Source organism: Pseudomonas jessenii (assembly GCF_002236115.1).
In the GTDB taxonomy this organism is placed as follows: domain Bacteria; phylum Pseudomonadota; class Gammaproteobacteria; order Pseudomonadales; family Pseudomonadaceae; genus Aquipseudomonas; species Aquipseudomonas jessenii.
In genome coordinates, this window is sequence record NZ_NIWT01000005.1 from 103034 (window position 1) to 115875 (window position 12842).

Below are 12842 nucleotides of genomic sequence, written 5' to 3' on the forward strand. Positions count from 1 at the left end.
GAAAAAGCCCTGATCGAAAGATCAGGGCTTTTTCTTTTTGGGCTGTCCGCGATCTCCCACAGAGGTAGTTCAGGGCTGACAGGCTTGGACTAAGGCTCCACCCCAAGTTCATGCTTGACCAGTTCCAGCAGCTTGCCGGCATCAATCGGCTTGAGCAGAAAGTCCACCACATTCAAATGCATCGCGGCGATCGCATCTTTCACGTCGGCATCACCCGAGACGATGATGATCGGCAACGCCGCCCGTACCGACTCGCGCACCTGTCGGATCAGGTCCAGGCCGTCGACGAGGCCCATGCGCAGGTCGGTAATCACCAGTCCGATCGAAGGTTTCTCCTCCAGCATCTTGAGTGCTGCTTCGCCACTGGCCGCCGTCATGCAGTGAATACCGTCAAGCGCCAGGATCTCTGACAACAGTTCCCTGGCGTCTTTATCGTCATCGACGATCAGCACCCGTTGTGGCGGCAGGTCAGGTTCCAGCATGACGGCGCTCAAGGCTTCGCGCTCGGCGTCGCTCAAAATATCGTGGTCGGACATGGCTTTCTCTACATGTTCAATTCATTTCCCTAGCACAGTGACGAGACATCGCTAAGCAGGCCTTAAATGTGCGCTTCGTCGGATATTTTTCCAATAGGGGGACGGAGAGGTTTTTCGCACAGTTGCGTAGGATTCTTCCGACATTTCAGCATACCAATCGCCTACCTAGACTTACGTCCAATGGGCACTCCGGCCACAGGGGTCGACCATGTCTGGGTCATCCGACAACAACAATTCAAAAAAGACTGCGGTAATGGTTATGAGTAAAGCGGACGCCTTCACACAGGCAGGGAAAACCGCGGTGTTGCAGAACATCCAGGGCACGTTGCAATTCCTCCAGCGCTTCCCGCCCTTCAATCAGATGGAACACGCTCACTTGGCGTATCTGGTCGAGCAATGTCAGATGCGTTTTTACGCCCCCGGCGAGAGCATCATCAAACCCGCTGACGGCCCGGTCGAGCACTTCTATATCGTCAAGCAAGGCCGGGTCGTGGGCGAGCGTCCGCATACGGTAAACGGTAGCACCGAAACGGTTTTCGAGATCACCACTGGCGAATGTTTCCCTCTCGCGGCGTTGCTGGGTGAACGGGCGACCCGCACCGAGCACCTGGCCGGCGAAGACACCTTCTGCCTGCAACTGAACAAGCCGGCATTCATCCGCCTGTTTTCGCTATCGGACACCTTCCGCAACTTCGCCCTGCGCTGCGTCAGCAGCCTGCTGGATCAGGTCAACCAGCAAGTGCAGCAAAAAGCCGTGGAAACCCTGGGCACCCAATATTCGCTCAATACCCGACTGGGCGAGTTGGCCATGCGCCACCCGGTGACATGCGCCCCGCAGACGCCATTGCGCGAAGCCGTGACGTTGATGCACGAACAACAGGTCGGCAGCATCGTGGTGGTCGATGAACTCAAGGCGCCACTGGGGATTTTCACCCTGCGCGACCTGCGCCAGACCGTGGCCAACGGCAGCAGTGATTTCAACGAAGCCATCGAAGGGTACATGACCCGGGCGCCGTTCTTCCTGTCGCCGGATCAGAGTGCATTCGACGCGGCGATTGCCATGACCGAGCGGCACATCGCCCATGTCTGCCTGGTCAAGGACCAGCGTTTGTGCGGCGTGGTTTCCGAGCGCGATCTGTTTTCCCTGCAACGGGTCGACCTGGTGCATCTGGCGCGCACTATCCGCAATGCCCAGAAAGTGGAAAACCTGATGGCGCTGCGGGGCGAAATCGGTCAACTGGTCGAGCGCATGCTGGCCCACGGCGCGTCTTCGACGCAGATCACCCACATCATCACCTTGCTCAACGACCACACCGTGTGCCGAGTGATCGAACTGACCCTCGCCGAAAAAGGTGACCCTGGCGTGCCGTTCAGCTGGCTGTGTTTTGGCAGCGAAGGCCGTCGCGAGCAGACCCTGCACACCGATCAGGACAACGGCATTCTGTTCGAAGCCAGGGATGCGGCGCATGCCGCCGAGATTCGCGGCAAGCTGCTGCCCATTGCCCAGCAGATCAACCAGAGCCTGGCGCTGTGCGGCTTCACCTTGTGCAAGGGCAATATCATGGCTGGCAACCCTGAGCTGTGCCTGTCCCGGGCCGAATGGGCGCGGCGCTTTGCGGCGTTTATCCGCGAGGCAACCCCGGAGAACCTGCTGGGTTCGAGCATCTATTTCGATTTGCGCGTGGTCTGGGGCAGCGAGCAAGGCTGTGAGCAATTGCGCCGGAGCATTCTCGACCAGGTCGGCGACAACCGCTTGTTCCAGCGCATGATGGCTGAGAATGCGTTGCGCAATCGCCCGCCCGTAGGGCGTTTCCGCGAGTTCGTACTGGCGCGAAAAAATGGCGAGAAGGCCACCCTGGACCTGAAGACTCAGGGTCTGACACCCTTTGTCGACGGCGCCCGGTTGCTGGCCCTGGCCCACGGTATCGAAACAAACAACACGCTGGAGCGTTTTCGCCAGTTGGTCGACAAGGAGGTCATCGATCCCCTGGACGGCGCCGCGTACGAAGAGGCCTATCACTTCATCCAGCAAACACGCATGCAGCAACATCAACTACAGACCCGAGAGAATTTTCCTTACTCAAATCGGGTCGATCCCGACAGCCTCAATCATCTGGACCGGCGCATCCTGCGTGAGTCCCTGCGCCAGGCACAGCGCCTGCAAAGCAGCCTGACCTTGCGGTATCAGATATGAGCCTGTTTTCATGGCTGCGCCCAGCCGGCCCGAGCTTGTCCGCAGACCTGCAACAACGTCTTCAACGCCTGCCGACGGTCACCGGGTTGAGTGAATGCAGCCTGCGCGAGCAGCGCTGGGTAGTGCTCGACCTGGAAACGACCGGGCTGAATATGAACAAGGACCGGGTACTGTCCATCGGCGCCGTGGTGATCGAGGATGGTGCAATCGATTTCAGTCGACAGTTCGAGCGAACCTTGCAATGCGGCGAACTCAAACTCGGCCCCAGTGTGCTGATTCACGGCTTGGGCCCCAGTGCAATTGCTGCCGGAAGCGATCCGGCCGAGGCGCTGCTCGAACTCATGGAGTTTGTCGGCGACAGCCCGGTGCTGGCCTTCCATGCGCCGTTCGACCAGCACATGTTGGGGCGCGCCCTGAAGGATCATCTGGGTTACAAGTTGCAGCATGCCTTTCTGGATGTGGCAGATATTGCGCCACTGCTATGCCCCCAGGCGCACATTCGCGAGGCCGGGCTGGACGATTGGATCGACTGGTTCAAGCTCGAAGTCTTCGAGCGCCACCACGCCAGCGCCGACGCCCTGGCCACCGCCGAACTGGCACTGATACTGTTCAGCCGTGCGCGGCAGCAGCAGATTCATAGCCCGTTGAATTTGCAACAGCGCTTGAGTCAGTGGAAGCGCCGGCAGCAGGCGCCTTCATTCTGACCTTCAGGCCCCTCCTGTAGGAGCGAGCTTGCTCGCGATGGTCGTGAACGGTGACGCGTGCTGTCTGGAAAAATGCGTCGCCTTCAAGTTCATCGCGAGCAAGCTCGCTCCTACAGGGGCCTTCGCCAAATCCCCACCCGACCAACGCCAATTGCTTACCTCCCTCGCCTCTGCCACAATCGCGAACAATTCTCGTTAGTTAATATTTCCCAATCGGTGATGCGGCGTGTCGTCAGTCCCAAGCCCTCAAAGTGAGCTCGTCGGTGCGTTATATCGCGACCATCGCGGTTGGCTATTGGCCTGGCTTCGACGCAACGTCGCCTGCCCGCAGCGGGCCGAAGACCTGAGCCAGGACACTTTCGTGCGCTTGCTGGGCCGTGAAGAACTGAAGGCACCGCGCGAGCCGCGGGCATTCCTGGTGGCGATCGCCAAGGGCCTGCTGTTCGATTATTTCCGTCGCGCCGCGCTGGAACAGGCCTACCTCACCGAGTTGATGCTGATTCCCGAAGCCGAACAACCGTCGGCGGAAGAACAGCAAATGATCCTCGAAGACCTGAAAAACATCGACCGCTTGCTTGGCAAGCTTTCCAGCAAGGCCCGGGCGGCATTCCTCTATAACCGCCTCGACGGCCTCGGTCACGCGGAAATCGCCGAGCGCCTCGGTGTGTCGGTGCCGCGGGTGCGCCAGTACCTGGCCCAAGGCATTCGCCAGTGCTATATCGCGCTGTATGGTGAGCCGACATGAACCCGGTCAGTTCCAAACCGGTATCGGCCAGCGTGCTGGACGCGGCGATTGCCTGGCAGCTGTCCATGGACTCCGCCAACCCGGTAGAGCGCGAAGAGTTCGCCAAGTGGCACGCGGCCCATGAAGAACATGCCCGCGCCTGGCGCCAGTTGGGCATGCTCGACCAGCGTTTCAGCGTGGCCAGCGGCCCGGCCCGCACTGCCTTGCTGCAATCACGCGAAGGCATTCGTCGGCGAGTGCGCAAGCTTGGCAACGGTGTCGCCAGTATCGTTGCCGTGATCGGCCTGGCCCTGTTCGCCGGGGATCGTTACCTGCCGATCGACTATTGGCTGGCCGACCAGCGCACCGCCGTTGGCGAGCAGCGCACCCTGCGTCTGGCTGACGGCACGCTGATCAATCTCAATACCCACAGTGCGCTGGATGTGCGTTTCGATGAAAAGCAGCGGCGCATCGTGCTTCAGGAAGGCGAAATACTGGTTGAAACCGGCCATGGCGATCCCCGGCCGTTCATCGTCGAAACCCGCGAAGGCAGCATGCGTGCGCTGGGTACGCGGTTTCTGGTCAAGCGCGAGGAAGACGGAACGCGCTTGAGCGTATTGCAGTCGGCGGTGGCGGTTCACCCTGAGTCCAACCCTGACGAAAAGATTCTGCACGAAGGCCAGCAGGTACTGATCCGCAACAACGGCCTGGGCCCGGTTCTGGCCGTCAACCTCGGTGCGGATGCCTGGACCCGCGGCATGCTGGTGGTGGACAACACACGGCTGGAAGACCTGGTGCATGAAATCGGCCGCTATCGAAACGGTTACGTCGGGGTCGCGCCGGAAGTGGCCGACCTGCGCATCACCGGCAGTTTCCCGCTGCGCGACACCGACCTGGCACTCAACGCCCTGCTGCCGACCCTGCCGGTGCAGATCGAACAGCACACGCAGTGGTGGGTGAAGGTAGTGGCCAAGACCGAAACAAAGCCCTGAAATGCTTTGTGTCTGATCGGCCGTCATCGCGAGCAAGCTCACTCCCACATTGGAATGCATTTCAAAATGTGGGAGCGAGCTTGCTCGCGATGGCAGCGTTCGACGCCCCACAAAAACCGATTTGACCCAATACCAGCCGCAACCGACTTCTGAATCGAAATTATTTTCATCCAGCCCTATCACTTTTTGATTTTCGTACGGCACACAGGCAATTGAGAAATGTTTCCATTCAGGAGCCGCTGTATGCCTCGTTCGCTAGACTCCCTGTTACGCCGCAGTTTGCTGGCGGTTGCCATTGCCCTTTGCACCCCTTTGGCCAGCAGCCAACTGGTCGCCGCTGAACAGGCGTCCAGCGTCCGCGCCTACAACCTGCCGACCGCTCCACTGGTCAACACCCTGAACCAGATTGCCAGCCAGGCCGGTCTGGCCCTGTCGTTGAATCCATCCTTGGCGGCGGGCAAGACCTCGGCGCCGGTCAAAGGCCAGTTCGACGCAGCCGGCGCCCTGCGCGAAGCCCTGCGTGGCACCGGGCTGCAACTGGAACAGAGCAGTGCGGGCACCTATAGCCTGGTGGCCGTGCCCGAGGGTGTGATGGACCTGCCGGTAACCAGCGTGATTGGTGTGCAAGACACTGAAAGCGCCTGGGGCCCGGCACAGGGCTACCTGGCCAAGCGCACCGCCGCCGGCACCAAGACCGACACCGCGCTGGTCGAGGCACCGCGTTCGATTTCGGTCGTCACTCGCGAGCAGATGGACGACCGCAACGCGCACACCCTCGACGATGCCGTGCGCTACTTGCCGGGGATCACCTCCAGCAGCTTCGGCAGCGACACCCGCGCCGACTGGTTGCGCGTGCGCGGTTTCGAGCCGACTCAATTCCTCGACGGCCTGCCACTGCCAAAAGGTGTGTACTCCAACCCGAAACAGGAAACCTGGAACCTCGACCGCCTGGCGCTGCTGCGCGGCCCGGCCTCCTCCGTGTACGGCCAGACCCCGCCGGGTGGCCTGCTGGACATGGTCAGCCGTCGCCCAAGTGCTGAAGCCAGCAGCGAGATCCAGCTGCAATACGGCAGCGACAATCATCGCCAGATCAACTTCGCCAGCACCGGCAAGATCGATGACGAAGGCCAGTTCCTTTACAGCCTCAGCGGCGTGCTGCGCGACGGCGGCACGCCCATCGACCACATCGATGACAAGCGCTACAACATTGCCCCCAGCCTGACCTGGAACATCGACGAAGACACCAAATTCACCCTGCTCACGCAGTTCACCCGTGACGATACCGGTATCACCAGTCAGTTCTATCCGATCCAGGGCACCAAGATCGACATGCCGTTCGGCGATATCTCCCACCACAAGAACCTGGGTGACCCGAACTACGACTTCTACGACCGCACCTACTACGCACTGGGTTATGCCTTCGAACACCGCTTGAACGATGTCTGGCAGTTCCGCCAGAACCTGCGCTACACCAAGTCGGAGCTGTCGTTCCAGGCCGTGACCGTCAATAGCTACGGCCCCTCTTACGGGTCTGTTGTTGACGATCAAGGCAATACCGGCCGTGGCACCACCAATGTCGACGAAGACATCGCCCAATTCGCCGTGGACAACAACTTCCAGGGCGACTTCGTCACCGGCGACGTCAGTCACACCTTGCTGATCGGCCTGGACCACCAGCGCAACACCACCAACTACCTCTCGATCTTCGGCACCGCGCCGGGCATCAACGTCAACGACCCGGTCTATGGCTTGCCGATCGAGCGTCCGGCACGCTCCACAGCCTTCTATGACTACGAACAGAAGACCCAGCAGACCGGCCTGTACATCCAGGACCAGATGGCCCTCGGCCAATGGCGCCTGACCCTCGGCGGTCGTGAAGACTGGGTCCACACCGGTACCACGTTCTTCAACAAGGGCGATGCCACCAACACCGAACGCGACAAGAACTTCAGCGGCAACGCGGCGATCAGCTACGTGTTCGACTCGGGCTTCGTGCCTTACCTGTCCTACGCCGAATCGTTCCAACCGACCAGCAATGCCGTCGCCTCGCCGACCGAGTCGTTCAAGCCGACCGAAGGCAAACAATGGGAACTGGGGATCAAGTACCAGCCACCGGGCAGCAACACCCTGCTGACCGCGGCTGTGTATGACCTGACCCAGAAAAACGTTTCCGTCACCAACAACGTGGGTAACGTGACAGTCACCAGCCAGACCGGCGAAGTGAAAGTCAAAGGCCTGGAGCTGGAAGCCGTTTCCGACGTGACCGAAAACCTCAAGGTCACCGCTGCCTACACCCTGGCCAAATCCGAAGTGCAAGAGGGCATCTACAAGGGCAATCGCCTGCAACTGATGCCTAACCAGCAAGCGTCGGTGTGGGGCGACTACACCTGGCACAACGGCGTGCTGGATGGCTTCGGCATCGGCGCCGGCGCGCGCTATACCGGCAATACCTATGGCGACCAGGCCAACACCTGGCTGGGCAAGGCCGACGCCTACACGGTGTTCGACGCAGTGGTTCACTACGACCTCGGTCGCCTGGACAACAGCCTCAAAGGCGCTTCGCTGGCCGTCAACGCAACCAACCTGCTCGACAAGGACTACATCTCGACTTGCGACAGCTACTACTGCTACTACGGCGACCAGCGCAGTGTCGTCGCCAGTGCAACCTACAAGTGGTAACGCTTTGAGCTGACACGCCCAATGACCAGGCCGTCCTTCGTGGGCGGCTTTGGTTTTTCTGAAGGCTATGAAATGAAAAGTAAAACAATTCGCCGCTGGTCCTTCGTCCACACCTGGTCCAGCCTGATCTGCACCGCGTTTCTGCTGATGCTGGCACTGACCGGCCTGCCGTTGATCTTTCACCACGAGATCGACCACTTGCTGGGCGATGCGCCTGAAGTGAAGGTAATGTCGGCGGACACCCCGCACCTGAATTTGCAGCAGTTGGTGGACGCGGCCGAGAAACATCGTCCCGGTGAAGTCATGCAGTACTTCGGCTTCGAGGACGATGAGCCCAACGCAGTGCTGACCATCATGGCCGCGACCGCAGGCACCGAGCCGAACTCGTCCCACACCTTCATGCTCGACGCCCGTACTGGCGAAGCGCTGGAAACGCCATCGGCCAACGGCGGCTTCATGATGGTCATGTTGCGCCTGCACGTGGACATGTTCGCCGGCTTGCCGGGCAAGTTGCTGCTGGCGTTCATGGGAATTGCGTTCGTGGCAGCGATCGTTTCCGGCACGGTGCTGTACTTGCCGTTCATGCGCCGCTTGAAATTCGCCACCGTGCGCCAGGACAAATCCACTCGCCTGCGCTGGCTCGACCTGCATAACCTGATCGGCGTCGTGACGTTGACCTGGGCGCTGGTGGTCGGCGTAACCGGCGTCGTCAGTGCCTGCGCAGACCTACTGATTGCAGCATGGCGCAACGACACACTGGCCGCGATGATCGCGCCGTATCGCGATGCACCACCGCTGACTCAACTGGCGCCGGCCAACCGTTTGCTCGACATCGCCAAGGAAGTCGCACCGGGCATGCAGCCGGACTTCATCGCCTTCCCCGGCACACGCTTTTCCAGTGAGCACCATTACGCAGTGTTCATGAAGGGCAGCACGCACCTGACCTCACACCTGCTCACGCCGGTTCTGATCGATGCCAGCACCCTGCAAGTCACCGCAGTGGTCGAGCGCCCGTGGTACATGGACGTCATGGGCATGTCACAACCGCTTCACTTCGGTGACTACGGCGGGATGCCGATGCAGATACTCTGGGCGACCCTCGATGTGCTGACCATCATCGTGCTCGGCAGCGGGGTCTACCTGTGGGTGGTGCGGCGCAAGGCTGCCAGGCCTGTGCTGGAAAAAGCGGAGAGCGTGGCATGAAGCCCCGGCAGTCGAACTTCTGGAAAGTGTTTAGCACTCCAATCGTCATCGCCTTGTTCAGCGCGGCAGGGTTGTTTGCCGCGTTGCTCGGGGATGGTGTGTGGGATTCGCTGAGCTGGCTAGGCTTGGGCATCCCCGCCGCTGTTGCCCTGCGAGGCCTCCTGCAACGCCCCTGAAGGGACATCCCCCCTGTAGGGGCGAGCTTGCTCGCGATGCACCCGAGAACTCCCCGGGGTGTCAGTCTTCCAACGTCATCGTTGACGACCATCGCGAGCAAGCTCGCTCCCACAAGGGGTCAAGCCATGATGCTTGAGCAATCAGACCAACGCGCTATGCTGCCCGACACTGCCACCGACCGAGACGCTGCCATGTCCGCCCCGAGCATGACCCTGTACCACAACCCGCTTTCCCCCTTCGTTCGCAAAGTCATGGTGCTGCTGCACGAAACCGGACAACAGAACCGCGTGGCGTTACAGACCAGCGTGCTCACCCCGGTCAACCCGGACCTGACCCTGATCGACGACAACCCCCTGAGCAAAATCCCGGCCCTGCGCCTGGCCGATGGCAACATCATCCATGACAGCCGGGTCATCCTCGACTACCTCGACCACCAGCACGTCGGTAACCCGCTGATCCCCCGCGAAGGTTCGGCCCGCTGGCGACGCCTGACCCTCGCTTCGCTGGCCGACGGGATCATGGACGCGGCCGTGCTGGTGCGCTACGAAGTCGCCCTGCGCGCCCCGGAGAAACACTGGGACGAATGGCTCGACGGCCAGCGCGACAAGATTCGTCGCGCCCTGGCCTTGCTGGAAAAGGACGCGATTGCCGAATTGACCTGCCACTTCGACGTGGCCGCGATTAGTGTGGCCTGTGCATTGGGTTACCTGGACCTGCGCCATCCGGATCTGGACTGGCGCACAGCGAATCCGCAGTTGGCGGCGTGGTATTTCGAGGTGAGCCAGCGGCCTTCGATGATTGCAACGATGCCGAAGGTTTAGCCTGGTGACACCAACGCACTATCAGTTCTGCTAGTAGGCAAAAACTGAAAAAGCTCCGATGCTCAAGGTCCTGCTATCCGGACCTTGAACGGAGTTCAGTCGATGCCCAATTCAACTCGTGAAACCGTACTGTGCCGCTACCATTACGATCCGCTGGATCGCCAGAATGGCTGTACTCCACTTCAGCAGCCCGCCATTCAGCGTTTTCATTGCAAAAGTCGACTGGCCACTGAAATTCAGGGCTCCGCTCGGTGGAGCATCTTTCAGCAAGATGACCAACTGCTGGCGCAACACAGTCACCTCGACGCCAAGGTGACCGCCACACTGCTGACAACTGACCAACAACGATCCGTGCTCAACGCACTAGAGGCGACTCAACCTAATCCCCTCGCCTACACGCCCTACGGTCATCGCCCGGCGAAGAACAGTTTACTCAGCTTGCTCGGGTTCAACGGCGAACGGCCGGACCCGGTGACCGGGCATTATCATTTGGGCAATGGGTATCGGCAGTTCAATCCGGTGTTGATGCGGTTTAACAGCCCGGATAGTTGGAGTCCGTTTGGGGAGGGTGGGTTGAATGCGTATGCGTATTGCTCGGGAGATCCAGTCAATAAAGTGGACCCTAATGGGCATGCTTTTGGTAGTTTTTTAATGGTTGTTGGGGGAATAGCTAGTATTGCTGGAGGCGTCATTCTTGTGAAAAAAGAAGGATCTGCAGCTTTTATTGGTGGTTTGGCGCTGATGGCGCTCGGTGTTGCCGCGATAGGAGCAGGGATAGGGGGCATGATGACAAGTTCATTCCGTTCATTGGCTGACCGTCGTTTATCGTCTTCCCCCCCGTTACCCGTTAGACCCTCCCCTCCTCTACCTTCTACTACGCCTATATCATTCAATATTCCTAAACCCTTACCTAACCCGCGACCTACTACGCCTGTTTCAGATTTATCTCGACCAAATTCCACCAATGGTGTATTCGAACCGCATACGCTGGATCAGCTTAAATCTATCGGTAAATTTAATATCCCCAGACCCAATTACAATGGAACTGGTGGAATTACGTCCAATTCCAGTTTCTCAGGAACGTCCAATGTAGGAGCTAACAGAGCATTTAATCATCCCTCCTCACTTGACGAAAACATTAAAACTACTAGGAGAGCCTAATAGACCACAAAGGTGGAGAGATAAAAAAGACGACTGATTTAAATTTAAGAAAAAATGGGGACAAGAAAAAATGGAAAAAATGGGGACGGATTTATTTAAGTAAATCCGTCCCTATGCCTCGCACTATGCCCTAACTTTTTTTGACTAGCTGCCAAGCGGAAAACAACTTCGCGATCCGCATCGCCAACAACCGCCCCAACCGCTGATCCTCCCGCAACCCCACTGACCGGCTCATTCCACCTCTCCCATATCAAACGCCACCGGCTTCACTGCTTTCTGCCCAACCCCATACCAATCCAGCTTGCGCGTCAGCACCATAAACACGCCCAGCAAACCGAACAGCAACAACGACCCCATCAACAGCGCGTAATCCTCCGCGCTCAACAAACCATAAAGCAGCCCATACAACGCCGCCAATCCCACAGAAAAACTCAAGCCGTGGCGCACGCTGCGCAACACGTGGCAAACGTAGAACCCGATCAACAACACACAACCGCTGGCGGACAACAGGTACGCCAAGGCAAAGCCGATGTGCTCGGACAACGACAACAACAGCAGATAGAAGAACGCCAGCGCCACACCTACCAACGCATATTGCACCGGGTGCACCGCTAGGCTTTTCAGCACTTCGAACAGGAAGAAACCGGCAAAGGTCAGGACGATGAACAGCAGCGCATATTTGATCGCCCGGTCGCTTTTCAGGTACTGGTCCACGGGTTCGATGAAGCTCACGCCGAAGCTGCGACCGAACAACGCCTCACAGCCACCGCGGGACACGCAGCTGTTCAGCGTTTCTTGCAGGTTGGTGGAGAAAAACGAGGTCTGCCAATGGGCGGTAAAGCCCTGATCGGTAATCTCGCGCTGGGCAGGCAGGTAGTTGCCGATGAAGCTTGGATGCGGCCAGTTGGCGTTCAACGAAACTTTACTGGTCTTGCCCACCGGCAGTATTTGTAACTGGCCGGTGCCTTGCAGCTTCAGGTCAAAACCGAAGGCCAACTCCGTGGCCTGCTTTGTCTCCAACGCCGGCAGGGTCACGTGGACGCCTTCACCCAGCCAGCTCACTTGGCTGCCCGGAATGAAGTCCAGGTTCTGGCCGTTGAGTTCAAGCTTCAAAGCGTTTTCGATACCACGAATGTCGCTGATGCCAACAGCGAGGAACGGCTGGTCGAACTGGTAATCGGCGAAATCTTCCTTGATGCCCAGTTGAACCGGCAGGGAAAAGTGGCCGCTGATGCGGTTGTCTGCATGGAACAACCGCGCCTGGTAAATACCTCGGGAACGCAGTTCGGTCTGAACGTCTGCGTCGAGTTCGAAGCGCTCCGGCAGAAAATACAAACGACCGCGCTCTTCACCGAACTCCTGATAACGCTCGTTGGTTTTTTCGTGGGTCTTCCAGGTGCGCACGACTTTACGATACGGCACCACCATCAGCGGGCCGCTCAATTGCTGGCTGTAACTGGAGCTGCGGGCAATGTCTTCGAGCACACCGTCGCGCAGTTGCTGACGCTCCTGGATCACGCCGTTGATCATCAGCAGTGGAATCAGCAACAACAGAATCAACAGGGCAATTGCCCCGAGTTTTAGGGTCAGGCTACGGTTCATGGGACTCTCCCTGTTTTGGATGGGGAGAGTCTGGATTCGGTATGTGGTG

11 protein-coding genes are annotated in these 12842 nt (G+C 59.1%); 9 read left to right on the forward strand and 2 right to left on the reverse strand.

Annotated features, from left to right (window positions below; genetic code table 11):
- Positions 1–89 precede the first annotated feature (89 nt).
- On the reverse strand, positions 90–536 hold the full coding sequence (locus PSJE_RS17240; RefSeq protein ID WP_090451799.1) for a response regulator: 447 nt from the start codon (positions 534–536) through the stop codon (positions 90–92).
- 253 nt (positions 537–789) lie between these two features.
- On the opposite strand from PSJE_RS17240, the gene PSJE_RS17245 reads away from it, so the two are divergent.
- From PSJE_RS17245 to PSJE_RS17285, 9 genes are all read left to right on the forward strand, one after another.
- Positions 790–2730, forward strand: coding sequence for a putative nucleotidyltransferase substrate binding domain-containing protein (locus PSJE_RS17245; RefSeq protein ID WP_057713017.1), 1941 nt, complete (start codon positions 790–792; stop codon positions 2728–2730).
- Positions 2727–3434 carry a 3'-5' exonuclease gene (locus PSJE_RS17250; protein WP_090451800.1) on the forward strand — a complete coding sequence of 236 codons (708 nt, stop codon included), beginning with the start codon at positions 2727–2729 and terminating at the stop codon, positions 3432–3434. Before PSJE_RS17245 ends, PSJE_RS17250 begins: the two co-directional genes overlap by 4 nt.
- A gap of 226 nt (positions 3435–3660) precedes the next feature.
- Positions 3661–4179 carry an RNA polymerase sigma factor gene (locus PSJE_RS17255; protein ID WP_090451802.1) on the forward strand — a complete coding sequence of 173 codons (519 nt, stop codon included), beginning with the start codon at positions 3661–3663 and terminating at the stop codon, positions 4177–4179.
- Positions 4176–5150 (forward strand): FecR domain-containing protein, encoded by a 975-nt coding sequence (locus tag PSJE_RS17260; RefSeq protein WP_090451804.1) that lies wholly within the window; start codon positions 4176–4178, stop codon positions 5148–5150. The genes PSJE_RS17255 and PSJE_RS17260 overlap by 4 nt, the downstream gene beginning before the upstream one ends.
- A 243-nt stretch (positions 5151–5393) precedes the next feature.
- A complete protein-coding gene (locus tag PSJE_RS17265; protein ID WP_090451806.1) occupies positions 5394–7829 on the forward strand; it encodes a TonB-dependent siderophore receptor in 2436 nt (811 codons plus the stop codon).
- Positions 7830–7901: 72 nt separating this feature from the next.
- Entirely contained in the window at positions 7902–9032 is a 1131-nt protein-coding gene (locus tag PSJE_RS17270; RefSeq protein ID WP_057716549.1) for a PepSY-associated TM helix domain-containing protein, read from the forward strand.
- Entirely contained in the window at positions 9029–9208 is a 180-nt protein-coding gene (locus PSJE_RS17275; protein WP_057713012.1) for a hypothetical protein, read from the forward strand. The genes PSJE_RS17270 and PSJE_RS17275 overlap by 4 nt, the downstream gene beginning before the upstream one ends.
- A 192-nt stretch (positions 9209–9400) precedes the next feature.
- Positions 9401–10030 (forward strand): glutathione S-transferase family protein, encoded by a 630-nt coding sequence (locus tag PSJE_RS17280; RefSeq protein WP_057716548.1) that lies wholly within the window; start codon positions 9401–9403, stop codon positions 10028–10030.
- 102 nt (positions 10031–10132) lie between these two features.
- A complete protein-coding gene (locus PSJE_RS17285) occupies positions 10133–11191 on the forward strand; it encodes an RHS repeat-associated core domain-containing protein (RefSeq protein WP_090451808.1) in 1059 nt (352 codons plus the stop codon).
- 231 nt (positions 11192–11422) lie between these two features.
- Here PSJE_RS17285 and creD read toward each other — a convergent pair whose 3' ends face one another.
- Positions 11423–12793 (reverse strand): cell envelope integrity protein CreD, encoded by a 1371-nt coding sequence (gene creD / locus PSJE_RS17290; protein ID WP_090451810.1) that lies wholly within the window; start codon positions 12791–12793, stop codon positions 11423–11425.
- Positions 12794–12842: the final 49 nt, after the last annotated feature.

What these genes read in the sequence shown, in the direction of transcription:
- PSJE_RS17240 (WP_090451799.1), bottom strand. Translation starts at nt 536, where the DNA reads ATGTCCGACCACGATATTTTGAGCGACGCCGAGCGCGAAGCCTTGAGC.
- PSJE_RS17245 (WP_057713017.1), top strand. Translation starts at nt 790, where the DNA reads ATGGTTATGAGTAAAGCGGACGCCTTCACACAGGCAGGGAAAACCGCG.
- PSJE_RS17250 (WP_090451800.1), top strand. Translation starts at nt 2,727, where the DNA reads ATGAGCCTGTTTTCATGGCTGCGCCCAGCCGGCCCGAGCTTGTCCGCA.
- PSJE_RS17260 (WP_090451804.1), top strand. Translation starts at nt 4,176, where the DNA reads ATGAACCCGGTCAGTTCCAAACCGGTATCGGCCAGCGTGCTGGACGCG.
- PSJE_RS17265 (WP_090451806.1), top strand. Translation starts at nt 5,394, where the DNA reads ATGCCTCGTTCGCTAGACTCCCTGTTACGCCGCAGTTTGCTGGCGGTT.
- PSJE_RS17270 (WP_057716549.1), top strand. Translation starts at nt 7,902, where the DNA reads ATGAAAAGTAAAACAATTCGCCGCTGGTCCTTCGTCCACACCTGGTCC.
- PSJE_RS17275 (WP_057713012.1), top strand. Translation starts at nt 9,029, where the DNA reads ATGAAGCCCCGGCAGTCGAACTTCTGGAAAGTGTTTAGCACTCCAATC.
- PSJE_RS17280 (WP_057716548.1), top strand. Translation starts at nt 9,401, where the DNA reads ATGTCCGCCCCGAGCATGACCCTGTACCACAACCCGCTTTCCCCCTTC.
- PSJE_RS17285 (WP_090451808.1), top strand. Translation starts at nt 10,133, where the DNA reads ATGCCCAATTCAACTCGTGAAACCGTACTGTGCCGCTACCATTACGAT.
- creD (WP_090451810.1), bottom strand. Translation starts at nt 12,793, where the DNA reads ATGAACCGTAGCCTGACCCTAAAACTCGGGGCAATTGCCCTGTTGATT.